Annotated in this window: 20 protein-coding genes, 1 tRNA gene and 1 pseudogene; 13 read left to right on the top strand and 9 right to left on the bottom strand. The window is 63.2% G+C overall.

All coding sequences use genetic code 11. The features are described 5' to 3' along the window. Position 1: 1 nt before the first annotated feature. Positions 2–1168: a hypothetical protein gene (locus YH3_RS22390; protein ID WP_030537322.1), complete on the bottom strand. Its 1167-nt coding sequence runs from the start codon at positions 1166–1168 to the stop codon at positions 2–4. A 116-nt stretch (positions 1169–1284) separates the two neighbouring features. Between YH3_RS22390 and YH3_RS22395 the strand changes: the two genes are divergently transcribed. The 5 genes from YH3_RS22395 (at position 1285) to YH3_RS22415 (ending at position 6653) form a co-directional block, all read left to right on the top strand. Continuing rightward, positions 1285–2220, top strand: coding sequence for a helix-turn-helix domain-containing protein (locus tag YH3_RS22395; protein ID WP_064444075.1), 936 nt, complete (start codon positions 1285–1287; stop codon positions 2218–2220). Between the two features lie 143 nt (positions 2221–2363). After that, entirely contained in the window at positions 2364–3290 is a 927-nt protein-coding gene (cysD, locus tag YH3_RS22400) for a sulfate adenylyltransferase subunit CysD (RefSeq protein WP_003941285.1), read from the top strand. Next, a complete protein-coding gene (gene cysC, locus YH3_RS22405) occupies positions 3290–5134 on the top strand; it encodes an adenylyl-sulfate kinase (RefSeq protein WP_042923180.1) in 1845 nt (614 codons plus the stop codon). Before cysD ends, cysC begins: the two co-directional genes overlap by 1 nt. Further along, positions 5131–6285 carry a 3'(2'),5'-bisphosphate nucleotidase CysQ gene (locus tag YH3_RS22410; RefSeq protein ID WP_064444076.1) on the top strand — a complete coding sequence of 385 codons (1155 nt, stop codon included), beginning with the start codon at positions 5131–5133 and terminating at the stop codon, positions 6283–6285. The genes cysC and YH3_RS22410 overlap by 4 nt, the downstream gene beginning before the upstream one ends. Continuing rightward, positions 6282–6653 carry a nuclear transport factor 2 family protein gene (locus YH3_RS22415; protein ID WP_054781941.1) on the top strand — a complete coding sequence of 124 codons (372 nt, stop codon included), beginning with the start codon at positions 6282–6284 and terminating at the stop codon, positions 6651–6653. Before YH3_RS22410 ends, YH3_RS22415 begins: the two co-directional genes overlap by 4 nt. Before the next feature lie 9 nt (positions 6654–6662). Here the strand turns inward: YH3_RS22415 and YH3_RS22420 are convergent, their stop codons facing one another. Both YH3_RS22420 and YH3_RS22425 read right to left on the bottom strand, forming a co-directional pair. After that, the gene (locus tag YH3_RS22420; RefSeq protein ID WP_003941354.1) at positions 6663–7814 is read right to left on the bottom strand and encodes a N(5)-(carboxyethyl)ornithine synthase; all 1152 of its coding nucleotides are present in this window, start codon (positions 7812–7814) and stop codon (positions 6663–6665) included. A gap of 233 nt (positions 7815–8047) precedes the next feature. Continuing rightward, positions 8048–8425 (bottom strand): MarR family winged helix-turn-helix transcriptional regulator, encoded by a 378-nt coding sequence (locus YH3_RS22425; protein WP_003941367.1) that lies wholly within the window; start codon positions 8423–8425, stop codon positions 8048–8050. An 85-nt stretch (positions 8426–8510) separates the two neighbouring features. Between YH3_RS22425 and YH3_RS22430 the strand changes: the two genes are divergently transcribed. Continuing rightward, positions 8511–10040: an MFS transporter gene (locus YH3_RS22430; protein WP_007726177.1), complete on the top strand. Its 1530-nt coding sequence runs from the start codon at positions 8511–8513 to the stop codon at positions 10038–10040. Between the two features lie 73 nt (positions 10041–10113). Here the strand turns inward: YH3_RS22430 and YH3_RS22435 are convergent, their stop codons facing one another. The 4 genes from YH3_RS22435 to YH3_RS22450 all read right to left on the bottom strand — a co-directional run bounded on the left by YH3_RS22435 (position 10114) and on the right by YH3_RS22450 (position 14542). Further along, a complete protein-coding gene (locus YH3_RS22435) occupies positions 10114–11991 on the bottom strand; it encodes an FAD-dependent monooxygenase (RefSeq protein ID WP_064444260.1) in 1878 nt (625 codons plus the stop codon). 2 nt (positions 11992–11993) lie between these two features. Continuing rightward, complete coding sequence (locus YH3_RS22440) at positions 11994–13322, bottom strand: MFS transporter (protein WP_007726181.1); 1329 nt, start codon at positions 13320–13322, stop codon at positions 11994–11996. A 128-nt stretch (positions 13323–13450) separates the two neighbouring features. After that, entirely contained in the window at positions 13451–14377 is a 927-nt protein-coding gene (locus tag YH3_RS22445; protein ID WP_064444077.1) for a LysR substrate-binding domain-containing protein, read from the bottom strand. 89 nt (positions 14378–14466) lie between these two features. Further along, positions 14467–14542, bottom strand: a tRNA-Arg gene (locus YH3_RS22450). Positions 14543–14785: 243 nt separating this feature from the next. Between YH3_RS22450 and YH3_RS22455 the strand changes: the two genes are divergently transcribed. After that, positions 14786–17155: a phosphoketolase gene (locus tag YH3_RS22455; protein WP_042445546.1), complete on the top strand. Its 2370-nt coding sequence runs from the start codon at positions 14786–14788 to the stop codon at positions 17153–17155. 55 nt (positions 17156–17210) lie between these two features. Here the strand turns inward: YH3_RS22455 and YH3_RS22460 are convergent, their stop codons facing one another. Continuing rightward, positions 17211–17930, bottom strand: a complete 720-nt coding sequence (locus tag YH3_RS22460) for a DUF305 domain-containing protein (protein ID WP_030537330.1) — start codon at positions 17928–17930, stop codon at positions 17211–17213. Beyond that, positions 17923–18750 (bottom strand): DUF3105 domain-containing protein, encoded by an 828-nt coding sequence (locus YH3_RS22465; protein ID WP_064444078.1) that lies wholly within the window; start codon positions 18748–18750, stop codon positions 17923–17925. Before YH3_RS22465 ends, YH3_RS22460 begins: the two co-directional genes overlap by 8 nt. A 216-nt stretch (positions 18751–18966) precedes the next feature. On the opposite strand from YH3_RS22465, the gene argS reads away from it, so the two are divergent. The 6 genes and pseudogenes from argS to YH3_RS22495 all read left to right on the top strand — a co-directional run. Beyond that, on the top strand, positions 18967–20619 hold the full coding sequence (gene argS / locus YH3_RS22470; protein WP_003941360.1) for an arginine--tRNA ligase: 1653 nt from the start codon (positions 18967–18969) through the stop codon (positions 20617–20619). After that, positions 20616–22037, top strand: coding sequence for a diaminopimelate decarboxylase (gene lysA, locus YH3_RS22475; RefSeq protein WP_003941384.1), 1422 nt, complete (start codon positions 20616–20618; stop codon positions 22035–22037). The genes argS and lysA overlap by 4 nt, the downstream gene beginning before the upstream one ends. Then, positions 22034–23351, top strand: a pseudogene (locus tag YH3_RS22480) (homoserine dehydrogenase). Before lysA ends, YH3_RS22480 begins: the two are co-directional and overlap by 4 nt. Continuing rightward, positions 23348–24430, top strand: a complete 1083-nt coding sequence (thrC, locus tag YH3_RS22485) for a threonine synthase (protein ID WP_003941280.1) — start codon at positions 23348–23350, stop codon at positions 24428–24430. The pseudogene YH3_RS22480 and the gene thrC overlap by 4 nt, the downstream one beginning before the upstream one ends. Before the next feature lie 44 nt (positions 24431–24474). After that, entirely contained in the window at positions 24475–25419 is a 945-nt protein-coding gene (thrB, locus tag YH3_RS22490) for a homoserine kinase (protein WP_007726194.1), read from the top strand. Positions 25420–25922: 503 nt separating this feature from the next. Continuing rightward, a partial coding sequence (locus YH3_RS22495) for a Rho termination factor N-terminal domain-containing protein (RefSeq protein ID WP_193777180.1) occupies positions 25923–26349 on the top strand: 427 nt, incomplete at its 3' end.

A 26349-nucleotide genomic window follows, 5' to 3' on the forward strand; every position in this document is an offset into this window, starting at 1 on the left:
ATTACCCCAGCATTCGGTTGTCGATGGCGGCCTGGCGCTGGGCAATGCGCGCTGCCCAGTCCTCGGCGGTGATGGCGTTGGTGTCGAAATGCGGCAGGTGCTTCGCAATATCTGCAACGGCGACGATTTCGACGGTGGGACCGTCCTGCGGTGTCAGCTCGCGGGACACGCGCTGCCAACGGAACTGCAGAATGCCGCGCGGATGTCCGACGGTTTCGATCCAGTTTGTGACACCGGGGTTCTTCTCGCTGACCACCATTCGAACCATCCCGTCCGGATCGACCTGTGCCTGGCCGTTGTTGAGGGAGGTCTGATGATTGACGTAGTCCAGTGAGATGTACCAGAGGCTCCCCAGTTGGAAGCCGAGATACGGTGCGTCGGAGGCGGGAACGGTGATGATCATCGCCTGCTCGTCGGTGAGTTCGTAATGTCCCACCGACGAGTACTGCGTTGCCAGCCCGCCCGGTGTCAGGCGTGGTTCGGTCATGGTGTTGACCGCGAGCTTGAGGTAGAACCACTCCGGGAACTGGAGCCACGTCTTGACCCGCGTGACCAGTGCCTTCCCAGCCCGGGCGTAACGCTTCTCGGTCTCTTCGGCGGTAAGAGGTGGCGGCGCGATCCCGATCGAATCGGTGCGCTCGATGCGGATCACGCCGCGCTGCTGACTCCAGTCGCTGTAGACCTCGCGAACGACCAGCTGCGAGGATCCGGGCGCCAGGGTGTAGTAGTTGGCTCGGCCGTCGGCAGGGCCGGGGCCGAACCAAGCGACGAAGTTACCGTCGTCGTCTATCTCCAGCTCGCGGTCGTCGAAGGCGATTTCGCTGCCGGGAACGTTCGAGTTGGTGTAGTTCCCACTCAACACCTGGAAGCTGAGATCGGCTGTGGTGCCGCGCTTTCCGGTGACCTTGTATTCCTTGTCGTCGTTGATACGGGCGCCGAAGTACAGAGTGTCGGGGTTGTCGAGGCCCATCTTGGTGAATGGTCCGGTGCCCTGAATGAAACTCGGATGGGTCTTTTCGCCGGCCCAGGCGGCATGCGTCGTCGCGATGATTCCGCCGGCCAGATATTGGTATCCCTCCAGTAGATCCTGTTCGGATCTGATGTGCGGCGCAGTCTCGATCAATTTCTCGGCTTCGGCGATCGCCTCGGCAAACGGGTCCGTCAGCACGCTGGCTCCTCACAGTTCCGACTATGTCGCCGGTCCAGAGCGTCGTGGTACAAATATGTACCTATTTGGTAGATGTTGGGTATTTCGACAATAGAACGCGTTCTAGGGAGTGGTCAATGGGTGGACCGGAGAAGACGCCTGAAGAGGGACGCCCGAGGGGGAGACAATCGCCTCCCACCGAACGGGTGGTTCAGGTGCTCGACTACCTCGTCGGCCGCCCTGATCAGCGGTTCGGGCTGTCGGAACTGGCCCGCGCGGTCGAGATCAGCAAGCCCACCTGCTTGGGAATCCTCACGGCGCTGGCTGATCGTGGATACCTGACTCGGGACGAGGTGTCGAAGACCTATGGGCTCGGTCCGGCCTTGATCGCGGCCGGACGTGCAGCTCAGCGAGGATTTGCCGTCGGACCCATTGCCCGTACCCATCTGGAGAAAGTGAGCACGGAGTTCGGGACGACGTGCACGGCGTCCGGTGTGATCGGTGATCAGATCAGCGTTCTCGAAGTGACCGGACCGATCGGCGCGCGTCGCGCTGCCAAGGTCGGTCAGGTGTACCCGTTCGCTCCGCCGGTCGGGCTGATGTACGTCCTCTGGGGTTCGGATCACGACATGGACAGTTGGCTGAGCAAAGAGCCGAGCCTGCCGGTGCGCTTGGATCGCGAGCGTCTGTGGAACGTGGTCCGCGAGTGTCGGGCTGCGGGATATCTGGTCGAGAGTCTGGATCCCGTCGGGCAGCGACTGCACACGCTGATGGCGGGCGTTGCGACGCACGATCTTCCGCCGGAGGTGCGTGAACTGCTCGGTGAGATGGTGTCGAGCCTGGGCGAGAGGGTGTATCTCGGACGCGACATCAGCTCTGACGACGAGCATCCCGTCAGTCTCATCGCGGCCCCGACCTACGACGCCGAGGGGCATCAGGCCCTTGTGCTGACACTTTATGTGGGTGGGGCGATCACGGGCGCCGAGATCGAGCGCCGCGCCGCGGTGCTGGTTGCGGCGGCGGATGCGGTGACGGCGGAAGTTGGTGGCAGGAGTCCGGTTCGCGGTCTGTGACGTCTTATTGCCGGTCATTGACCTTTGGGTAGAACGAGTTCTATTCTGTGATTGCGTTCAATTTAGAACCAGTCCGGTACATAAATGTACCGATGCGGAAATGGTGTTCCGCACGGAGTACGTGATGCTCAGGAGCGAAAGACATGGCAACACTCCAGACCCCGCCCGCCTACGAGTTGTCGCATCTGCGAGCACTCGAAGCGGAGGCGGTCCATATTTTCCGCGAAGTCGCAGCGACTTTCGAAAAGCCGGTCCTCCTGTTCTCCGGAGGTAAGGATTCCGTCGTGATGCTGCACGTAGCGGCCAAGGCATTCTGGCCTGCCCCACTGCCGTTCGCTGTGATGCACGTCGACACCGGTCACAATTTCGACGAGGTGATCGAATTCCGCGATCAGACGGTCGATCGCTTCAACCTGCGTCTTGTCGTCTCCAGCGTGCAGGACGACATCGACGCCGGTCGCGTCATCGAGGACACCGGAGTCGGTTCCAGTCGCAATCGCCTCCAGACGCACGCGTTGCTGCGCGGAATTCGCGACAACAAGTTCGACGCCGTGTTCGGTGGTGCTCGCCGAGACGAGGAGAAGGCGCGCGCCAAAGAGAGGGTGTTCAGCTTCCGGGACGAGTTCGGGCAATGGGATCCGAAGGTGCAGCGACCTGAACTGTGGAACCTGTACAACGGCAAACACCGTAAGGGCGAACATATTCGGATCTTCCCGCTCTCGAACTGGACAGAGCTCGACATCTGGCAGTACATCGAGAGCGAGCAGATCGACCTCCCCGGCATCTACTACGCCCATCGTCGCGAGGTGGTTCCACGCGACGGAATGTTGTTGGCACGCACCCGTTTCCTCGAGCTTCGCGCCGGCGAAGAGTCCTACGAGGCGTTGGTGCGCTTCCGTACGGTCGGCGACGCAACGTGTACCGGATGTGTCGAATCGTCGGCCGAAACACCGGGCGCTGTCGTGGAAGAAGTTGCGGCGAGCCGTATCACGGAGCGTGGCGCAACCAGAGCTGATGACCGGATTTCCGAAGCTGGCATGGAAGATCGTAAGAAAGAGGGGTACTTCTGATGCCGCAACTGCTGAGAGTCGCTACAGCGGGCAGTGTCGACGACGGAAAATCGACACTCATCGGCCGGTTGCTCTACGACTCCAAGTCGATCTTCGAGGACCAACTCGAGGCCGTGGAACGGAGCAGTCGAGAACGCGGCGACGAGTACGCCAACCTCGCGCTACTGACCGACGGATTGCGCGCCGAGCGTGAACAGGGCATCACGATCGACGTGGCCCACCGGTATTTCGCGACCCCTCATCGGAAGTTCATCATCGCGGACACTCCCGGGCACGAGCAGTACACCCGCAACATGGTGACCGGCGCGTCGACGGCCGACCTTGCCCTGATCCTGGTGGATGCTCGCAAAGGGGTGCTCGAACAGACGCGGCGGCACGCCTTCTTGTCCACTCTCCTGGGGATACCGCACCTCGTGCTGTGTGTGAACAAAATGGACCTCGTGGGCTGGTCTCAGGAACGGTTCGAGGAGATCAAGGAAGAATTCCGACAGTTCGCGATCAAGTTGGACGTCCACGACCTGACGTTCATTCCGGTCTCGGCGCTGTTGGGGGACAACATCGTTGCCCGGACCGAGAACATGTCCTGGTACGACGGGCCTTCTCTGCTGCACCATCTCGAGCAGGTGCACATCGCGTCGGATCGCAATTTGATCGACGCGCGTTTCCCGGTGCAGTACGTGATCCGTCCGCAGAAGCAGACCGACGCCGACCTCCACGATTTCCGTGGATACGCCGGAACGGTGGCCAGTGGCGTCTTCAAGCCCGGCGACGAAATCGTGGCTTTGCCTTCAGGATTCACCTCGACGGTGAAGGCAGTCCACGGGCCGGGTGGTGACGTGATCGACGAAGCGTTTGCGCCCTCGGCCGTATGCATCGAGCTGACCGACGACCTCGACGTCAGCCGCGGGGACCAATTGTGTCGGCTCAACAACCGGCCGCAGGTCGGGCAGGAAATCGATGCGATGGTCTGTTGGTTGACCGAACAGACAACTCTGTCGGAGAACAATCGCTACTCGTTGCTGCACACCACGCGCTCCACGAAAGCGCAGATCGTCAAGCTCGACTACCGGCTGGACGTCAATTCTCTGCACCGCGACGAGAAGGCAGAATCTCTGTCCCTCAACGAGATCGGCCGCATCTCGATCAAGACGCAGCAGCCGTTGATGTTCGATCCCTACCGCCGCAACCGCGTGACGGGCAGCTTCATTCTCGTGGACGAGACCACGGGCAATACCGTCGCCGCCGGAATGATCAACGGTCCGACACTCAAGGAATCGCGCGTCGTCTGGCACAGTTCGGAGGTTTCTCGCGAGGAACGTGCGACTGCCGGCGCCACCGTCTGGCTCACCGGTCTCTCGGCCTCGGGTAAGTCGACGATCGCGGTGGAACTCGAGCGGCGGTTGGTGGCCGCGGGTATCCCGGCGTACCGCCTCGACGGCGACAACCTCCGGCACGGATTGAACGCGGATCTGGGATTCAGTGCCGATGACCGCGCCGAGAACGTCCGCCGAGTCGGCTCGGTGGCGCAGTTGTTCGCTGATTCAGGTGCAGTGGCAGTGGCCTGCCTGATCAGCCCGTACCGCGCAGATCGTGATCGAGTGCGGGCGGCGCACGAGGCCGCCGGGCTGAAGTTCGTCGAGGTCTACGTCGACACCCCGATCGAGCAATGTGAAGCCCGAGACCCCAAGGGCATGTACGCCAAGGCCAGGGCCGGGGAAATCACGGGATTCACCGGAGTCGACGATCCCTACGAAGCTCCGACAAGTCCCGAGCTGGTGATCAGACCCGAAGACGGAACGCCTACCGAACTTGCGCTGCGAATTATGGAAGTGTTGGACCGGTGAGCGAATCCACACACAGCAGAATCGCCGACGAGGCACTCGCGGCGGAATTGGCGCAGGCCGCCGGTGCGATCCTCCTGGGGATCCGAGCCGAGGGTCTGGGTGTCGACGACGGTCGTGAACTGGGCCGCCGGGGCGACAAGGCCGCCGATTCCTACATCCTCGACCGGTTGGCTGCCGAGCGGCCGGGCGATGCCGTGCTCTCTGAGGAATCTGCCGACGATCGCAGTCGTCTGGATGCAGCTCGGGTCTGGATCATCGATCCGCTGGACGGCTCCAAGGAATACGGCTTGCCGAATCATGCGGATTGGGCAGTGCACGTGGCGCTTTGGGAGCGCGGTCGCGGAATTACCGCAGCCGCGGTTGCTCAGCCGGCGCTCGGAGCGGTGTACTCCAGTGACGACGAGGCAGCTTCGGTTGCCGCCAACTCGCCGCTCCGCGTAGTAGTCAGCGGATCGCGACCACCCGCATTCACCGAAGCGGTGGCAGCCGAACTCGGCGCCGACGTGGTGCACATGGGATCGGCCGGCGCCAAGGCGATGGCGGTGGTGCGCGGCGAGGTCGACGCGTACCTGCACGCCGGTGGGCAGTGGGAATGGGATTCGGCTGCACCCGTCGGCGTCGCACAGGCGGCGGGACTGTATTGCAGCCGCATCGACGGTTCGCCGCTGCTCTACAACGAATCTCATCCGTACCTGCCGGATCTCGTGATCTGCCGACCGGAGTTGTCGGAGTCGATCCTGGGCGCAATTGCCAAGCACTCCACGGAGTCTGCGGTCAGCGGACGCGTCGCCATGGCGCGTGAATACGTGAACGCATTGCTCACTCATGACGCAACGAAGGTCCGCTTCGCCGCCGACGCCTGGCGGGTCGAGAACGGTCAGCGAACCGGTGACAGCGGCGCCTTCATCAGCAACGAGCTCGAACAAGGCCAGCAATATCGCGGAATCGTGGCGATACGTGAACTCGCGCTGCGTGAGTGGGGCGAGAGCGTCGTAGCCCGGTATCTGCTCGACCTCGGAACACCTGGCCAGGCACCGGCCGTCACGGTTTTCGTGACCGAGTACTTCGGGATACCGGCAGGCGAGATCGAAAGCATCCTGGCAATCATCGAACCCCACGAAGACGATTCGAAAGAGGCTGGCACACAATGACACCGGACAAGCTGGTCACCGAATTCTGCGCACTGTGGGCAAATGCCGATGTCGCGAAAATTGTCGACTACTTCACCGATGACGTCGTTTATCACAACATCCCGATGGAGCCCGTGGTCGGTCGCGAGGCCGTCCGGGCGTTCATCGAGCAGTTTGTCGGTGCCTTCGGCAACATCGACTTTCAGATCAAGCGTCAGGTCGCGGACGGCAACACCGTCATGAACGAGCGCATCGACGTCTTCACCATCAACGGCGCCGAGGTAGCGCTCCCGGTCATGGGGGTGTTCGAAGTCGAGGACGGAAAGATCAAAGCCTGGCGCGACTATTTCGACATGGCACCGATCAACGCGGCAGCCGGCCAGGCCTGATCGGGGCGCCTACTCCGCGATGACAGCGTGCGGGTAGTCCGCCGAACGGTGCTGGAAACGCGTAATGGCGGGATTCACGATGACGCCGTCACGGATTTCGATGGCGCGGTCGACGGTCTCGTCTGCCTTCCAGGCCGTCTCTCCTGCCATCACAGTGGGCAGGTAGGGAAGAAGTGATTCGCTGATCTCCCACGACGCGGAGTTCCACAGGTATGACGGACTGTGGTCGACACCGTAGTAGGTGATGTTGTCACCGACGATGAAGGTCGGCTCGGCAAACGAGGTGGGGCGAGCCCAACTGAAGCCCATGCCTTCGTCGCACGAGACGTCCACGATGAGGCTGCCGGGTTGGAAGTCCATGAGGTCTTCCTCGGTCAGGAACGTCAGTGGGGCGTCCGTGTTCTGCAGTACGCAGTTGACGACGATGTCGTGCTCGGCCAAGAAACCGGGCACCGGCACGCTGTGGTTGTCGAGCATGACGTGGCTGCCACGGACGTCACCGTTGTTGTTGTCGAACGAGACCATGCGCGCCGAGTGGATGGGGGAGCTGACGGCGGTGACTCCACGCTGGGTGAGGACGTCCACTTCGTGGATACCGTGCGCCTTGAGTGCTGTGACCGCGCCGCGTGCAGTGGCTCCGAAACCGATCACGGCAGCGGTGAGACGCCGGCCGTAATCACCGGTGGAACCGATCAACTGCAGGGCGTGCAGTACCGAGCAATAACCGGCGAGCTCGTTGTTCTTGTGGAACACATGCAGATTGAACGATCCGTCGCTGTGCCAGAAGTTCATGGCCTCGAAGGCGATGAGAGTCAGTTTCTTGTCGATCGCGATCTGTGTCAGTTCGGTGTCCTGGACACAGTGCGGCCAGCCCCAGAGAACCTGACCTGATCGTAGCTCGGCGAGGTCACGCACCAACGGCTTCGGTAGCAGAACCACATCGGTTTCCGCCAAAATCTGCTTGCGCGTGCGGATTCCGGCAACGAGGCGCGAGAGGTAGTCGTCGGAGTAGCCGAAGGGGTGGCCGTAGCCTTCTTCGAGGTAGATCCGAGAACGTAGTTCGGCATCGATGCGATCGAAATGCGCAGGATGGATCGGCAACCGGCGTTCTGCCGGTTTGCTCGACTGTCCGATGACTCCAAGGGTGCGTGCGTTGTTCAATTGTGTATCTCTCGATAGGAGCAGGTAGAGATGTCAGGCAGGAGCCTGAGGGACTAGCAGAAGCCGCAGGAACGCTGGCAGATTGCCTCGGCCAGGACCGCGTGAAAGCGTGCTGGCTGCGCTGCTGTCGATCGCCGACGGCAACAGAAAGGCGCGTCGGTATGTGCTCAGTCTAGTCCGGAACGGCCCTCGCCCGGTGGCCGGGCGCTGTGTTGTGCTCCGCTGACGTGTGGCTACTGCTCGCGCAGGCGTGAATCCAGTACGGCCAGTTGGATTTTGCTGGCGTCCGCGTGTACCTGACGTCCTTTGTCGGTGACGTCGACGAAGACTCCGCGCCGGTCGGCCTCGCACAGTGCTCGCTGAACCAGTCCGGCCTTCTCGAGACGGGCCACGCTACGGGAGAGCGCGCTGGGACTCAGGTACATCTCCGAGGCAAGCTCCTGCATGCGTGGACGTTCGCACGTGGCGTCCATGAGTCGGTCGAGAGCCTCGAAGTCGCTCATGCTCAGCCCATGCGCCGACTGCATCTGGCGATCGAGTTCGCACGCGATGTCGTTGTAGCTGGTCGACAGCGAGCGCCAGGTGTTGCGCAATTCGGATTCCGACGTCACGACCGCATTCTAGTTGAAGACTCGATTACGTGCAATTGCATTAAATGCTTGTGCAGTATGTGCATGTGCATCTATTCTCGCTGACGTGACTTGCACAGACTCGACACTCAAACCATTCGATTCGCCGGAAGCCCCGGTTTCTACGGAATCCTCGGATCCGGCCACAGGGGAGGGCTGGTCCCTCAAGCTGTGGGGCATTCTCGCGGTGCTCTGCCTCGTGTTGTTCCTCGACGGTCTCGATGTGTCGATGGTGGGCGTCGCGCTTCCGTCCATCGGCAATGAACTGGGCCTGTCCACTACTTCGCTGCAGTGGATCATCAACGGCTACGTCCTCGGATTCGGCGGCCTGTTGCTACTCGGTGGACGTACCGCCGATCTTCTCGGGCGCAGGAAGGTCTTCCTGATCGCACTGACCGTGTTCGCAATCGCCTCGCTGGTCGGTGGCCTTGTCGACAACGGAACACTGCTGATCGCATCACGATTCGTGAAGGGATTGGCCGCGGCCTTCACCGCTCCGACCGCAATGTCCATTCTCACCACGACGTTCAAGGAAGGTCCGGCCCGTAACCGTGCGCTGTCGGTGTTCTCCGTGTTCGGCGCCAGTGGTTACTCGTCCGGTCTGATCCTCGGTGGGCTGTTGACCAGTGCCGGTTGGCGATTCACGTTCCTGATGCCGGTTCCGTTTGCCGTCATCGCGCTGATCGGTGGGTACTTCCTCATTCCGCGGGACCGTCCCGCAGATACCGGGGGACACGATCTCGTCGGCGCCGTCACCCTGGTGACGGGAATGCTTCTCACGGTGTACACGATGGTTTCGGCTCCGACCCGTGGATGGGCACACCCGATGACGCTGGGTTCGTTCGCCGTCGCAGCCGTGCTTCTGGCGACGTTCTTCTTCGTGGAGAAGAAGGTGGCGCATCCGCTTGTGCGGCTTGGGCTTCTGCGCGTCGGCACTATTGTTCGTGCGAATCTGGCCATCATCGCGCTCTTCGGTTCCTACCTGAGCTTCCAGTTCATGATGACGATCTTCCTGCAGTCGGCCCTCGGCTGGTCGCCCCTGAAGATGGCGATGGCACTGCTCCCCGCGGGCATCATCGTCGCCTTCGGATCACCGTTCGTCGGACGGCTGGTCGACCTGTACGGCAGTGCCAAGCTCATCATCGCGGCACTGACGTCGCTCAGCGTCGGGTACCTCTGGTTCCTCTTCGCGGGCAGCGATTCACCGTCGTACGTCGTGGCGATTCTGCCGAGCGTCATCCTGCTCGGACTCGGATTCGCGCTGGGGTACACCTCGATCATGGCCCAGGCCACCTCGGGTGTCGACGACTCGGAGCAGGGTTTGGCGTCCGGGCTGGTGAACACCTCCGCTCAGGTCGGTGCGGCGCTCGTGCTCGCTCTGACCACTGCCCTCGTAACCGCTGGATCGCACACCGCGTCCGGCGCCGGTACCGCCGGATTCGAGCAGTTCCATCCCGGACTGATCCTGGTCACCGGGGTCGCGCTGGTGGGCTTGGCGATCACCGTCTCGCCGCTGGTACGTGGAAGGTCGCAGCGGGGAAGATCCGTGCGTGAAATGCGCGCTGAGGAAGAAAAGGAATTGGCCGAGGTCAACTGAATACTCGCTTTATCCGCGAATGCGCTCGGCCGCGTAGGGGACAATCCTGCGCGGCCGAGTTGCTGTGTCTGAACTATCGCGTGGCAGATTTCAGGGCAGCGTCTTTCAGTGCTACGTCGAAGGTCGTCGACGTAGCTTGCGAACCGAGAATCAAGGCAAGGCGCACCAACATGGCTTCGCGGTCGGACGGATCAGCCTGATCCAGTGCATTCGACAGTGCCAACCAGACGTGTTCGCGGTGGCCCTCGTCGTCGACCACCGCAGTTGTCGCCGACTGTGCCGTATCGAAGTGCGTCGGCGCAGTGCCGGCGGTGAGGTGTTTGGCCACGTCGTTCAATTGCGTGGGATCGCTGATGCGGCACAGCGCCAGTCCGTCGGGCCGAATCACGAAGATCTCGCCGACACGAGCGCCGAGGGCAGATGCGAGATTGCCTTCGGCATCGGGAACCGTGGAGTCGGTAGTTCCCACGGTGATCACGCGTACGGTTTCCGGTGCAAGGGCCTGAGCAAGGATTTCGGCTTGCGTGTCGAGTTCGGATACCAGCTCAGCTGACAGTCCGAAAGCCAGCAGGCCGAATCCAGTACCGCGCAGACTGTTCAAGGAGGTAGATGAACCGTCCGCCGAGACCTGGACGACCCTGTCTTCCAACGGATCGCCGGGTAGTACGCCCTCGGCGCCCGCAGCTGTCGGCCACGTCAGCGGGGAGAGCCGGGCGTGCGTCGCACTCGACTGGCGCGGGTTGATGAGGTGCGCGAATTCGCTTCGCTTGGTGGCGAGTTCGAGTACGGCATCGCGGGTGGTCCGGTAGCCGTGACTTCCCGGCGACATGATGAGCGTCGACTTGCCTGCGTTGTCGACGTTCTGCTGCCACGCGCTGCGACGTTCCTTCGAATACGCGTCGAGGATGGTGGAATCGGCAGCTCCGTTGATGACGGCGGCTAGTTGCCACACCAAGGTCTCGGCGTCTTCCATGCCCGAGTTCAGGCCGCGAACACCGAAGATCGGAACGAGATGCGCGGCGTCGCCGGCAAAAAGCACACGGCCGTGAGTGAAATCTTCCAGAGCGAGTGCGTGGGCGCGGTAGAAGCCGAACCATTCCAGGGTCCAGGGGATGTCGCTCTGGAGCCATTCGAGGTGACGCGTGATGCGGTCACGGATGCGATCTTCTTGCGTCTCCGCTTCCGGATCGTCCGAGGCGTCGAGCTGGTAGTCGATGCGCCAGATGTCCCGTGGTTGGCGATGCATGATGATCGTGGACCCCGGGTTGCTGGGTGCGTCGAACCACACCAGACGCTCGGCCGGGAGTTCCGATTCCCAATGAATGTCGGCAATGACGTAGTTGCCCTCGTAGCTGTTGCCCTGCAAGCGGATTCCGCTGAGTTCGCGCATCTTGCTGCGTCCACCATCGGCGGCAACGACCCACGCCGCGCGCAGTTCGCGGGTTCCGAACGCGGTGTCGACGGTCAGAGTCACCTCGTCGTCACCGACGGAGATGCCGGCGATCGACGACGACCAGTGGAAGTTCACCAGTGGGTGAGCGAGCAGCTTGTCGGTCATGATCTGCTCGAACTCGGATTGCGAGACGTTGACCATGGGTCCACGCGCGTCGTGCTCGGCGGATGCCATGCGGAACTGCAGTACTTCCTGATCGCGGTAGTAACTCCGACCACCCACCCACGGCAGAACGATGTCTTCGAGCTCGGCACCGAAGCCGAGGCGTTCGGCAACTTCGAGGCTGTGGCGTGACACGCAGATCGCGCGACTGCCGAACGAGACCTGATCGGCCGCTTCGAGAATCGTGACGGCAATGCCGCGCTGCGCCAAGCCCATGGCTACGCCCATGCCGACGGGGCCGGCTCCGACGATCACGACGGGAAGTGCGTCGGCCGAAGGCGCCAGGGAGGCGAAGTCCTCGGGTGCGTACTTCTTCGGATGAAAGTAGGTCGACATGGTCACGAGGCTTTCTGTGCGGCAGTGTTTTTCGGGATCAATTGAGGTTCCGGGAGCAGCAGGATGGAAACCAGGCTGATCACGGCAATGATCACGAAGTAGGCGGTGATGGCGAACGAGGTGTCGAAGGCGGCGTAGAGCGCGGTGGCGATCATCGGGGCCAGACCGCCGCCGAGGATTGCGCCGATCTGGTAGCCGAGTGACGCTCCGCTGTAGCGGATGTGTGCGGGAAACAATTCGGCGAACAGTGCCGCTTGTGGGCCGGCGCAGCAGCCGAGCGTGAAGCCGAGGGCGATCATCGATACGAGCATCACCGGAACGATCGCTGTGTCGATCAGCGGAAAGAACACCGCTGCCGCCACTACCAGGGTGATCGAACTGCGGATGTAGACGGTCCGGCGTCCGAGAGTGTCCGACTTGTGAGCGCTGAAAGCCATTCCCGCCATCCAGAACGGGCAGGATGCGATGAGAAGGAAGAGCATCGTGGTCTTGCTGAAGCCGAGTTCGGTCTCGCCGTACTTGAGGACGTAAACCATGTACGCGTAGGCAATTCCGTTGGTGGCGATGAAGGTTCCACCGGCGAGGAGCACTGTCTTCCAGTGTCTGGTGAGAACCTCGAGAATCGGCATGGACTCCGCCGGTGCTTCGGACTTCGACGCGGTGAACTCGTCACTTTCCTCGAGGCCGAGTCGGATCCACATCGCAACGCCCACCAGAACTGCGCTGAGCAGGAACGGGATTCGCCATCCCCAGGAGTTGAATGCATCGTCGTCCATGAAGGCGGCGAGGGGGAGATAGACGAGATTGGCCACCAGTACGCCTGCGGGAACACCGATTTGTGGTGCGCTGCCGTACAGCCCCTTCCTGCCCTCCGGTGCGTTTTCGGTGGCGACCAGAACTGCGCCGCCCCACTCGCCGCCGACACCGAGTCCCTGAACGAATCGCAAGGTCACCAGGAGTATGGGGGCAAAGACGCCGATAGCGGCGTAGTTGGGTAGCAGCCCGATGGCAACGGTGGCGCAGCCCATCAGCATCAACGAGGTGACCAACATGGATTTGCGTCCGATGCGGTCGCCGAAGTGGCCCATCACGATTCCGCCGATGGGACGCGCGACGAATCCGACGGCGAGGGTGGCGAAGGCGGCGAGGGTGCCGGCCAGATCGGACGTGCCGGGGAAGAACTGCTTGCCGAGCACGAGTGCGGCGGCGGTGCCGTAGATGAAGAAGTCGTACCACTCGATGGCGGTGCCGACAAAGCTGCCGAGGGCGGCCTTACGCGCCTTGACCGTCGCGGCGGCGCGCGTTGCGGTCGGTGAGGCGATGGAGGTCATGAAGTGCCTTTCGAGATGAATGTGGCTTGAAGAAACAATGACGTGCGCCACAACAATTGAAAAGCGAAAGAATTGGAGGTTCTTGCACGGAAAATGCGTGGAACCAGCTCCGCTGCCTGGTAGCGGGACTATTGGGCAGGTTCTGAGGGTGAAACGAATTCTATGAAAGCGCGTGCGACGCGGCTGAGGCGAGTGTTCTGGTGCCAAGCGAGAACTACGTGCACCGACGGCACGGCGGGGGAAGCGATGGTCTTGACGACCACCTCGAGCCCCTCGTACGTGACGTCGATCTTGGGCCGCTGGAGTAGCAGCGTCCAGCCGAGGCCACGGCCGACAAATGCCCTCGCCGTCTCGAAGTTCGCAGTTCTGTAGGCAACCTTCGGGGCGAATCCGCCTGCGCGACAGACGTCGAGCGCGTGTTTGGTGCTCGGCGGCGCGTCGAGGAGAACCATCGGGTGTTCCGCCAGGTCCGGAAGATGGATCGGTCGCTCGGACCGCGCGAGTGGGTGTTCTGCACCCAGGACGATCAAGGGTTCGCGGATGGCCAACGGAACTGTGCGCAATTGTGGAGACAGGTCCAGGTCGTAAGCGATTGCGAGGTCCAACTCGCCGTTCTCGAGATGTGTCTGGAGCCGATTCTGAGTGTCCTCGCGGAACTCCACCTGCGCGTCAGGATTCTCACGGGTGAACCCGGCGATCATCGACGGCAACACCGTCGGCCCCAGAGCGGGATAACAGCCGATCGCGATGGGTCCCGACACGCTTCCGCCGGTTCCGAGCGCATCGGATTCGAGTTCCCCGGCTTGCTGAAGTAGCGCCCGGGCGCGCACCAGAACCGCTTCACCGGTGCGGGTGAGTTGAATGCCGAGTGAGCGACGGCGAACGCACAGTTGAACTTTGAGCGCGCGTTCGAGTTCGGTGAGCGCCGCGGACAGGGCGGAAGGAGAGAGGTGCAGGCGCTCGGCCGCGGCACTGATCGTTCCGGTCTCGGCTACCGCGACAAACGCGGCCAGCTGACGCATCGTGTACGTGGGAGCAGGATCGATGCGAGGCATGAGATCGACAGTAGTCGGGTAGATTGCCCTGAATATTTTGGTGTGGCACCGTGAAGAGGTCGACGATCAATCGCTGACCTGCGTCTTCGTGGTGCCCCCGGCAGGATTCGAACCTGCGACCTTTCGCTCCGGAGGCGAACGCTCTATCCCCTGAGCTACGGGGGCGCACCGAATACTCGGTGTGCCGATTGGGCTGCGTTAGCGTAGCGCATCACGGGGGGACAAGACCAAACCGGCACCCGTCTCGGCATGGCGTCGTCGCGGGAGGTAGTCGAGGACGCGGCCGGGGACCATGGTCGTCGAATCATCTGTACCGACTGACTCGGATGCTTTTTACGCCTAGGCTCGGCTCTGAGCACAGGCTCGGGCGGACTGCTCGGGCACCCTCGTGAGGTACGGGAGTCGTTGATGACCGATCACCACTATTCCGAAGACCAGCTCGCGCTCGACCTGAAGTGGTGGGCAGCGGCCAACTATCTGACCGTCGCGCAGATCTATCTGAAGGACAACACGCTTCTGCGGGAACCGTTGCGTGCCGAGCACATCAAGCCCCGACTGCTCGGGCACTGGGGGACCAGCCCCGGCTTGTCGATGATCTACACGCTCCTCAATCGGCACATCGTCGCCACCGGCGCAGACTGGCTTTACGTGACCGGTCCCGGGCACGGCGGTCCGGCGCTGGTCGCGTCGACGTATCTCGAGGGAACGTACTCGGAGATCTATCCTGAAGTCTCGGACGACGCCGAGGGCATCCACCGGATGTGTCGGCGATTCTCCGCTCCCGGCGGAGTGCCCAGCCATGTGAGTGTGCAGACACCCGGAAGCATCCACGAAGGCGGCGAGCTCGGCTACGCCCTTGCCCATGCGGCCGGCGCTGCCTTCGATCATCCGAACCTCGTGGTGGCCTGTGTGATCGGCGACGGCGAAGCGGAGACCGGGCCGTTGTCCGGTTCGTGGAAGCTCCCGGCGTTCCTGAATCCACGACGCGACGGCGCGGTGCTGCCGATCCTGCACGTGAACGGTGCCAAGATCGCCGGGCCGACGGTCTACGGACGCAGCAGCGACGAAGACATCCAGGCCTATCTTGGTGGACAGGGGTGGGCGCCGATCGTCGTCTCCGGTGACGACCCCGACGCGGTGTTTCCTCAGCTGTATCAAGCGATCTCGCAGGCGTACGAGAAGATCCGCGAGATGCAGGGTGCCGCACGCCGCGGAGAGGAGTGGACGGGTTCGTGGCCGGCAATCGTGTTGCGGACGCCGAAAGGATGGACCGGTCCACACACCGTCGACGGAATCTTGGTCGAGGGCACACATCGTGCGCACCAGGTGCCGTTGTCCGGCGTGCGAAGCAACGAATCACATCTGCGGCAACTCGAAGAGTGGATGCGGTCGTACCGTCCGGACGAGTTGTTCGACGCCAACGGATCACTCGTCGCGGAACTGGCGGCGCTGTCGCCGACGGGGGACAAGCGCATGGGGAGCACTCCCTACGCGAACGGTGGACGACTTCGCGTCGATCTCCCGATGCCGCCGCTCGAAAAGTACGCGCTTCCCATCCAATCCCCGGGTTCGACCTTCCACGAGACGACGCGAGTTCTCGGCGAGCTTCTGCGCGACATCTACGCCGCCACGGAAACCGAGGACAGCGGCGGGATCTTCCGACTCTTCTGTCCGGACGAGACGTCGAGCAATCGCCTCGGCGCCGTATTCGAGACAACCGATCGCTGCTGGCAACTGCCGATCACCGACTACGACGACGGGCTGTCCGCGGACGGTCGTGTCATGGAGGTCCTCAGCGAGCACCTCTGCGAGGGATGGCTCGAGGGCTATCTGCTGTCGGGCCGACACGGGATGTTCGCGAGCTACGAAGCATTTGCGATGGTGAGCGTGTCGATGCTCATCCAGCACGCCAAGTGGCTCCAACATGCCGTCGACCTGCCGTGGCGGGCGTCTGTTGCTTCGCTCAACGTGCTGCTGACCAGTACGTGCTGGCGCAACGATCACAACGGATTCAGTCATCAGGGCCCCGGCATGATCGACGCCGTTATTCCCTTGGCCCCCAGTGTGATCCGCGTGTGGTTGCCGCCGGATTCCAACACCTTGCTCTCGATCTCGGATCACTGCCTGCGTAGCACCGACCACGTCAACCTGATAGTCGTGGACAAGCAACCACACCTGCAGTACCTCACGCTCGAGCAAGCGCACGAGCACTGCGCGGCGGGCGCTTCGGTCTGGGAATGGGCCGGAACCGAGGCTCGCGGACAGGAACCGGACGTGGTCCTGGCCGCCGCGGGAGATGTGCCGACGCAGGAGATCCTGGCTGCTGCACAGTTGCTGCGCGATCACACACCCGAACTGATCACCCGCGTCGTCAACGTCGTCGATCTGATGGCCTTGCTGACGCCAACCGAGCATCCCCACGGATTCGGGGAGCGGGTCTTCCTCGATCTGTTCACCGCGCAGACCGACGTCGTGTTCGCATTCCACGGATACTCGCGTGCCGTGCACGAACTGATTCACGGGCGTCCGAGTCCCGAGCGCTTCCACGTTCGCGGATTCAGTGAACAGGGAACAACCACAACACCGTTCGACATGGTTGTCCTCAACAAGATGAGCCGCTACCACCTGGTGATCGAGGCGCTACGACGCTCCAAGCGTCGGCCGGCCGGGGCGTCCGAGTTGGCGGAGTTCTGCCGCACACAGCTCGAAAAGCACTCGCGTTACATCGTCGAGCACCTCGAAGACATGCCGGAAGTAGAAAACTGGACCTGGTCCTGAAATTCAGGACCAGGCCCAGTTGGGTCTGAACAATTTCGGCTCAGTTCAGTTCTGCTCAGTTCATGGGCAGTGGCACTGCGCCGCGAGCTGCCAACATGTCGGTCATCAGCTTGGACTCGCTCTGCTGCGTGTTGACCATCGTCTGCGCCAGGCTGCGCACCGGCCCCTCGGTGGCGTCGGCTGCTGCGTACTCCATCATCGGAAGCCCACCTTCGTGGTGACGAAGCATCAGCTGCAGGAACAAGGTGTCGAGTTGCAGACCTTCCGCTGCGCGGAGAGCCGCAAGGTCCTCGGGGGACGCCATGCCGGGCATCGTGTCGACCGGCCCGGAATGACTCATGTCCATCGTGGCCGAAGTCCCGTGCGATCCATGGCCGGAGCCCGAATCCGACGACATCCACTCCATGTACGGGCCCACCTTGGACAGCGGCTGATCCCACATGGTCAGCCACGCCTGCATCTGACCGAGCTGGTTCTGCTGCGTGGTCAAGATGTCGAACGCGAGCGTGCGTACGTCGTTGTCCGTGGACTTCGTCAGGGCGATGGACGCCATGTCGACGGCCTGGCTGTGATGCACGCTCATGTCCTGCGCGAAGCCCACGTCCACCGAATCCGAAGCCGGAACGGTCAGTGACGACTTCGCATCGGGTCCGAGGAGGTTGGTCAGTGCGCCGAGCGCAAAACCGACGGCGATCGCGCCGATCAGACCGATGATCAGCAGTGCGGTGCGCTGACTCGGCTTCGAAGACTGATCGGTGTTCGTCGAACTATCCACCGGTGGGAATCTGTTCGTCGGTGGCCGGGGTAGCGCCCGTGCCGTCCATCTGGATGGCGTCGGCGCCCGGAGGTGTCGGATCGAACGGCGACGTCGACGGAGTGAACAGCGGGTTGGTGCAGCTCGCGCCGACCTCGGGGTAGACGTTCGGGTTCTGGTTCAGCGCAGTGATGAACTGATCGATGCGATCGTCGTCGGCCTTGTCGATCTCGAGGCGATGGCCCCACGACTGCAGAGAAATGGGGCTGCTCTGACCGGGGTACGGCGACATCAGCATGTAGGACTTGCCGTTCACGCGTCCGGCGAGACTGTCGATCTGGTCCTGGTCGACGAGATCGGGGTTGTACGTGATCCAGATGGCGCCGTGCTCGAGCGAGTGGACGGCGTTCTCGGTGCGAATCGGGTCGGCGTACACGGTTCCGGTGCAGTTAGCCCAGGTGGCGTCGTGCGGGCCACCGAACGGCGGGGTCTGGTCGTACGCCACGCGCTGAGTGGAATCGACGTGCTGGCCGGCCGGGTACTCGATCTTGAGGACGCCGTCGATCTTGTCGGACGGATCCTTGTTCTCGGAGCTGTACTTGTACGGCTCGAGGGCCTGCCGCTCCTCGACCTTGGGCCACAGATTGATACCGAGCACGGCGATGAGTGCGAGCACAGCCACACCGGCGCCGATCGACAGCCAGGGGATCTGGCGGGGAGCGGGGACGCCGCCCTTGCCCTTCTTGGCCGGCCGACTGTTCTTGTTGGCGGCCTTGATGGCCTTGGCTGATTTGGCCCCGGAGTTCTTGTTGGGACCGCGACTATCGGAACCGCTTGGCATCGATTGGGCTCTTTCGGTGTGTGGGCTTGAGGTGTGGCGCGCCCGCGCATGAAGGTACGCGGTGGTAGCTCGGGCATTACCACTGTACTTTCCGAGTCTGAGGGCAAACTTTGAGAGTGGCGTGCGACACGCCACAGCGGCCCCGCGCACGTTCACGGAGAGCGAGGCGTGAGGCGAGTCTCCACTTCCGGTGTGCAGGCAATAGGATGAATACCTGTGACTCCAGCTGACCTTGCCGAACTGCTCCGCGGAACCGCAGCGAGCGTCCTTGCCGATCGTGGCCTCGACGTATCCGTGCTACCCGAAACCCTCACCGTCGAGCGACCACGCAACCCCGAGCACGGCGATTACGCCACCAACATTGCCATGCAGGTAGCCAAGAAGGTCGGCACGAATCCCCGCGAGCTGGCGGGCTGGATCGCCGAAGCCCTCACCGCTGCCGACGGAATCGAATCCGCCGAGATCGCCGGGCCCGGCTTCCTCAACATTCGGTTGGACAAGGACGCCCAGGGCGCGATCGTCGTGTCGGTTCTCGAAGCCGGTGCGTCGTACGGCTCGGGTGACTCCCTCGCCGGCAAGAAGATCAACCTCGAATTCGTCTCCGCCAACCCCACCGGACCGATTCACCTCGGTGGAACCCGTTGGGCCGCAGTCGGAGACGCGCTCGGACGCATTCTGTCCGCGCAGGGTGGTTTGGTAACACGTGAGTACTACTTCAACGATCACGGTGCCCAGATCGACCGCTTCTCGCGTTCGCTGATCGCTGCAGCGAAGGGTGAACCTGCTCCCGAAGACGGTTACGCCGGTGCATACATCGCCGACATCGCCGCCTCGGTTCTGAAGCAGCGTCCCGACGTCATGGATCTGCCTGCCGACGAGCAGCAGGAAACCTTCCGCGCCATCGGCGTCGAATTGATGTTCACGCACATCAAGCAGACCCTGCACGACTTCGGCGTCGACTTCGACGTCTACTTCCACGAGAACTCGCTCTTCGAATCCGGTGCGGTCGAGAAGGCCGTCGAATCCCTCAAGGGTTCGGGCAACCTCTTCCACGAAGACGGTGCGTGGTGGCTCAAGAGCACCGACTACGGCGACGACAAGGACCGCGTCGTCATCAAGAGCGATGGCAACGCCGCCTACATCGCCGGTGACATCGCCTACTTCCAGAACAAGCGCGCCCGTGGGTTCGACCTCTGTATCTACATGCTCGGCGCCGACCATCACGGTTACATCGGCCGTCTCAAGGCTGCCGCTGCCGCATTCGGCGACGATCCGGACACCGTCGAGGTGCTGATCGGCCAGATGGTCAACCTCGTCAAGGACGGCACTGCCGTCAAGATGAGCAAGCGTGCAGGCACCGTCATCACCCTCGACGACCTGGTCGAGGCAATCGGCGTCGACGCCTCGCGTTACGTCATGATCCGCTCGTCGGTCGACTCGAGCATCGACATCGACCTCGACCTGTGGACCAAGACCAGCAGCGAGAACCCCGTCTACTACGTGCAGTACGCGCACGCACGCCTCTCGGCGATCGCCCGCAACGCCGCAGACCTCGGTCTGTCCGCCGACGCGAGCAACCTCGCCCTGCTCACCGTCGAGCAGGAGGGTGACCTCATCCGCACGATCGGCGAGTATCCACGCGTCGTGTCGAGCGCTGCGAATCTGCGTGAGCCGCACCGTATTGCCCGCTACCTCGAAGAACTCGCGGGTGCGTACCACCGCTTCTACGGCGCGTGCCGCATCCTTCCGCAAGGCGACGAAGACGCCACCGACGTGCACCGCGCGCGTCTGGCTCTCTGCGCCGCCACCCGACAGGTCCTGGCCAACGGTCTCGAACTGCTCGGCGTCACCGCACCGGAGCAAATGTGAACGCGCACCCCGCCGGCCCCAAGCACGCCGAGCAGTTGCAGGCCCCCGGCTTGCCCGACCGTCCGACCAGCCCCGAAGCCTTCGGCGAACTCTCACCGCAGGTGTGGCCGCGCAACGCTTCTCGCGGCGACGACGGTGAAGTGACCCTCGCGGGTGTCAAGGTCGGTGAACTTGCCGAGAAGTACGGCACCCCGCTGTTCGTCATCGACGAGGACGACTTCCGCTCGCGCTGCCGTGACATGGCCCGCGCCTTCGGCCCGGATGCCAAGGTGCACTACGCATCCAAGGCATTCCTCTGTGGCGAGATCGCACGCTGGGTCGCCGACGAAGGCCTCTCGCTCGACGTCTGCTCCGGCGGCGAACTGGCGATCGCGTTGCACGCGGACTTCCCGGCCGAGCGAATTGCCATGCACGGCAACAACAAGTCAGTCGCCGAACTGGCCGCTGGTGTCGCCGCGGGCGTCGGACACGTCGTGCTCGACTCGTCGATCGAGATCGACCGACTCGATCGTGTCGCCGGTGAGGCCGGTGTCGTTCAGGACGTGTTGATCCGACTGACCGTCGGCGTCGAAGCGCATACTCACGAATTCATCTCCACCGCACACGAGGACCAGAAGTTCGGTTTCTCGCTGGCCGGGGGAGCGGCGATCGACGCGGTCCGTCGCGTCTTCGCTGCCGACAACTTGCGCCTGGTCGGCCTGCACAGCCACATCGGTTCGCAGATCTTCGACGTCGACGGTTTCGAGGTGGCAGCGCACCGTGTGATCGGTTTGCTCCGCGACGTCGTCACCGAGTTCGGAGTCGAGAAGACCAAGCAGATTTCGATCATCGACCTCGGCGGCGGAATGGGGATCTCGTACATCCCCTCCGACGACCCGCCGCCCGTCGACGAACTGGCAGCAAAGCTCGGCCACATCGTGCGCAACGAGTCCGCACTGGCCGGATTGCCGGAGCCGACGCTTGCCGTCGAACCCGGCCGCGCCATCGCCGGACCTGGCACGGTGACGCTCTACGAGGTCGGCACCATCAAGGACGTCACGGTGGGTAGCTCGCTGACACGCCGCTACATCAGCGTCGACGGCGGGATGAGCGACAACATCCGCACGTCCCTCTACGGTGCGGAGTACGAAGCCAAGTTGGTTTCGCGAACTTCCGAGGCTGATCCCGTCGTTGCACGTATCGTCGGTAAGCACTGCGAGTCCGGTGACGTGGTCATTCGGGACACCTGGATGCCCGAGGACGTCGGGCCCGGTGATTTACTAGCGGTAGCAGCGACCGGTGCATACTGCTATTCGATGTCGAGCAGGTACAACCTGCTCACCCGCCCAGCCGTGGTGGCGGTGCGTGACGGAGTCTCACGCGTGATTCTGCGGAGGGAAACAGTGGAAGATCTGCTCAGCTTGGAGGTATCGCAGTGACGAGCGAATCGGCGCATCGCGCTATCGGTGTGGCCGTTCTCGGCCTCGGCAACGTCGGGAGCGAGGTCGTCCGGATCATTCGTGAGCAGGCCGAGGAACTCGAAGCTCGCGTCGGCGCCCCGTTGGAACTGCGGGGAGTTGCCGTCCGCCGTATCGGCTCCGGCCCCGGGAATTCCCCGGGAGGAACTGCAGACGACGGACGCCGAGTCTCTGGTCGGTCGTGACGACGTCGACATCGTGGTCGAGGTGATCGGCGGAATCGAGCTCCCTCGCAAGCTGATTCTCTCTTCCCTCAACTCCGGTAAGTCGGTCGTGACCGCCAACAAGGCGCTGCTCGCGGACCACACCGGTGAATTGGCGGAGGCTGCAGAGGCCAACTCTGTCGACCTGTACTTCGAGGCCGCTGTTGCCGGTGCGATCCCCGTGATCCGCCCGCTCACACAGTCGTTGGCCGGAGACCGTGTCAACAAGGTCGCCGGAATCGTGAACGGCACCACCAACTTCATCCTCTCCGCGATGGACGAGACCGGCGCCGACTACGAAGAGACCCTCGCCGAAGCCGGACGCCTCGGATACGCGGAAGCCGACCCGACCGCGGACGTCGAAGGCTACGACGCCGCGGCGAAGGCAGCGATCCTCGCGTCGATCGCGTTCCACACCCGCGTCACTGCCGCGGACGTGTACCGCGAAGGAATCTCCACGATCACCTCCGCCGACCTGGCGTCGGCGAAGGCACTCGACTGCACGATCAAGTTGCTCTCGATCTGCGAGCGCATCGTCACGCCCAAGGGCAAGGAGCGGATTTCCGCTCGCGTGTACCCGGCGCTGGTTCCGCTCAGCCATCCGCTGGCCTCGGTCAACGGCGCGTTCAACGCCGTTGTCGTGGAAGCAGAGAACGCCGGCCGGCTCATGTTCTACGGCCAGGGCGCAGGCGGCGCCCCCACCGCTTCCGCGGTGATGGGTGACCTGGTGATGGCTGCGCGCAACAAGGTTCACGGCGGCCGCGGCCCCCGCGAGTCCAAGTACGCCAAGCTCAAGGTCGCCCCGATGGGCGACATCCTCACGCGCTACTACGTGAACATGGAGGTCGCGGACAAGGAAGGTGTGCTGTCCGCAGTCGCCGCCGAGTTCGCCAAGCACGGCGTGAGCATCTCCGTCGTCCGCCAGGAGGGCGCCGGCGCCGGCGCGCGTCTGGTGGTCGTCACTCATGTAGCAACCGACGCGGCTCTCTCCGAGACCGTGGCGGCCCTCAACGAACTCGAATTCGTCACCGCTGTGACCAGCGTGCTGCGACTGGAAGGCACTGAACAATGACCGGCATCGTCAACCCCGTCCACAAGGCATGGCCGGGTCTCATCGAGGCATACCGGGACCGTCTCGCGATCGGTGACAACTGGAAGACCGTCACCCTGCGCGAAGGCGGCACCCCGCTCCTGCCGGCCGGCCACCTCTCCGAGATCACCGGCTGCGACGTCTACCTCAAGGTCGAGGGTCTCAACCCCACCGGTTCCTTCAAGGACCGCGGCATGACGATGGCCGTCACCGACGCCTTGGCCCGTGGCCAGCGTGCAGTTCTGTGCGCGTCCACCGGCAACACCTCCGCCTCGGCCGCTGCGTATGCAGCCAAGGCAGGCATGACCTGCGCCGTGCTCATCCCGCAGGGCAAGATCGCCATGGGCAAGCTTGCGCAGGCAGTCATGCACGGCGCCAAGATCATTCAGGTCCAGGGCAACTTCGACGACTGCCTCGAGCTGGCGCGCAAGACCACGGCCGAATTCCCCACCATCGGTCTCGTCAACTCAGTCAACCCGGTGCGCATCGAAGGCCAGAAGACCGCGGCATTCGAGATCATGGACGTCCTCGGCAAGGCTCCCGACGTGCACGCACTCCCGGTCGGAAACGCCGGTAACATCACCGCGTACTGGCGCGGATACTCCGAGTACTACGCGGACGGTCTGACCACGGTGAAGCCCCGCATGCTCGGCGTCCAGGCAGCCGGAGCGGCTCCGCTGGTCAACGGTGCTCCCGTCAAGGATCCCGAAACCATCGCCACCGCAATCCGAATCGGTTCTCCCGCTTCCTGGAACGGCGCTGTCGCCGCGAAGGAAGAGTCGAACGGTGCATTCCGTGCCGCCACCGACGAGAAGATCCTCGAGGCTTACCGTCTGATCGCCGCCACCGAGGGCGTCTTCGTCGAACCGGCGTCGGCAGCCAGCGTCGCCGGCCTGCTCGCCGCACGTGCAGAGGGCTGGCTCGAGCCGGGCCTGACCGTCGTGTGCACGGTGACCGGTAACGGTCTCAAGGATCCTGACACGGCTTTGAAGGGTATGCCGAACGTCGAGCCGATCGGTGTCGATCCCGTTGCCGTCGCGGCTGCCCTCGAGCTTGCATAGTGTCCGTGGATTCATCGACCACTCCGCGGAATCCGGTGTCTGACATGACTATAACCCTGCCTATCGGCCTTTCGGTGACTGCTCGCGTCCCGGCCTCGAGTGCGAACTTGGGGCCGGGGTTCGACACCCTCGGCCTGGCGTTGGGGTTGTACGACGAAATCGTGGTCACCACAACGGATTCAGGCCTTCAGATTCGCGTCGAAGGTGAAGGCGCTGCCGACGTGCCCTGGGGTCCTTCGCATCTCGTGGTCCGCGCCATCGAGCGTGGTCTCGAGGCGGCCGGAGTGTGGGCCAGTGGCCTGGACGTGTTGTGCCGCAACGCGATTCCACATTCGCGCGGGTTGGGATCCTCGGCTTCCGCGGCTGTCGGTGGATTGGCAGCAGCCAACGGTCTGGCGCGCGCTCTCGATGCCGAGATCGGCTTGACGGAAGAGCAGTTGGTTCAACTCTCGTCCGAGTTCGAAGGTCACCCGGACAACGCGTCTGCCAGTGTTCTCGGTGGCGCAGTCGTCTCGTGGAGTTGCCCACCGGCCGTCGAAGGCGACGAGCCGATCTACTCCGCGGCCAAACTCGACGTCCATCCCGACATCCGTGCTGTGGCACTGGTTCCCGAGGAGCGGTCGTCCACCGCACACACTCGCGGGCTCCTGCCCGAATTGGTTCCGCACCAGGATGCCTCGTTCAACGCGAGCCGCAGCGCGCTCGCCGTCGTTGCGCTCACTGCTCGGCCCGATCTGTTGATGGCGGCCACCGAGGATCGCCTGCATCAGGCACAGCGCGCACCCGCGCTTCCGCTCACGACGCGATGGATCGGGATCCTGCGCGAGGCGGGTATTGCTGCGACCGTTTCCGGAGCCGGCCCCACCGTGTTGGCGCTCAGCACAGAACCTTTCCCCGTCGAACTCGCGGAAGCGGCGCGGGCAGACGGACTACGTGTCCTCGAATTGGACATCGCCGACGGCGTCGAAGTATCCACGACGACGGTCTGATCCCTGCCTTGGTCCTGGTGATCGCCCACTACCGATCGGTAGTGAACTGACACACCCAGTCGTCCAAATTCTTGCCGGACTCAGGTTTGGGCGCTATCCTGGGCTATGTCCGTACATCGTGCGCGTCAGTCGCCGGTGCATCACCAGGGGGCAAAACTCCTTCCCAATCGGGGTCCACAGTCCTTGGCATGATTCTCGCAGGCATGATCCTCACGCTTGTACCTTCTCCGAAGGTTTGAATCCTCCGCGGATCGAACACTCAGAGGTTCCATCACTCTGGGGTTCAACACACGGGGGAGTGAATCGTCGACGAAGGCGCGTTGGGCAGGTTTGCGAGCGCATGAAAAGTTTGAGGCGAGAGTTTCCGACAATCATGTGACGGCGGACAAGCCGGCAGTTCTGGACAGCAACCACGTACGGCACCACCGAGTTCGGTATTCAATCGAACTGCGGGACGAACCCTCGACTTTGCGCAGTGCGAGTGAGGGAAGGAAAGGACCTCCGTGACCGATACGGACCTCATCGCCACTTCTGCACCCGCCGGGTCGGAATCAGGCGACAATTCTCAGGCGTCATCTTCAGCATCGAACGGTGCGGTGGCGACCTCCACGAAGCGTGCCGAAACGCGCCGTGGTGCCGGACTCTCCGGCATGGTGCTCACCGAACTCCGCACTCTTGCGGGTGAACTGGGCATCAAAGGCACTTCCGGCATGCGCAAGGGTGACCTGATCGCAGCCATCAAGGAGCGCCAGGGCGGCAGCGCAAAGGCTGCACCCGCACAGAGTGAACTCACTCTCGACGACGCACCCGTTGCGCGCACTCGTGCCAAGAGCACTCGCGCCGCACGCACCGAAACCCCCGCAGCCGAAACAGCTCCGGCAGCCGAGTCGGCTCCTGCCGAGGCCGCGCCTGCGCGTACCGAATCCGCCG

The organism is Rhodococcus sp. YH3-3, from assembly GCF_001653035.1.
Classification (GTDB): domain Bacteria; phylum Actinomycetota; class Actinomycetes; order Mycobacteriales; family Mycobacteriaceae; genus Rhodococcus_F; species Rhodococcus_F qingshengii.

Coding starts and splice junctions, on each gene's coding strand:
- YH3_RS22455 (WP_042445546.1), top strand. CDS start 14,786: ATGACCGATCACCACTATTCCGAAGACCAGCTCGCGCTCGACCTGAAG.
- YH3_RS22440 (WP_007726181.1), bottom strand. CDS start 13,322: ATGACCTCCATCGCCTCACCGACCGCAACGCGCGCCGCCGCGACGGTC.
- YH3_RS22435 (WP_064444260.1), bottom strand. CDS start 11,991: ATGTCGACCTACTTTCATCCGAAGAAGTACGCACCCGAGGACTTCGCC.
- YH3_RS22395 (WP_064444075.1), top strand. CDS start 1,285: ATGGGTGGACCGGAGAAGACGCCTGAAGAGGGACGCCCGAGGGGGAGA.
- thrB (WP_007726194.1), top strand. CDS start 24,475: ATGACTATAACCCTGCCTATCGGCCTTTCGGTGACTGCTCGCGTCCCG.
- cysD (WP_003941285.1), top strand. CDS start 2,364: ATGGCAACACTCCAGACCCCGCCCGCCTACGAGTTGTCGCATCTGCGA.
- thrC (WP_003941280.1), top strand. CDS start 23,348: ATGACCGGCATCGTCAACCCCGTCCACAAGGCATGGCCGGGTCTCATC.
- YH3_RS22445 (WP_064444077.1), bottom strand. CDS start 14,377: ATGCCTCGCATCGATCCTGCTCCCACGTACACGATGCGTCAGCTGGCC.
- YH3_RS22415 (WP_054781941.1), top strand. CDS start 6,282: ATGACACCGGACAAGCTGGTCACCGAATTCTGCGCACTGTGGGCAAAT.
- cysC (WP_042923180.1), top strand. CDS start 3,290: ATGCCGCAACTGCTGAGAGTCGCTACAGCGGGCAGTGTCGACGACGGA.
- YH3_RS22465 (WP_064444078.1), bottom strand. CDS start 18,750: ATGCCAAGCGGTTCCGATAGTCGCGGTCCCAACAAGAACTCCGGGGCC.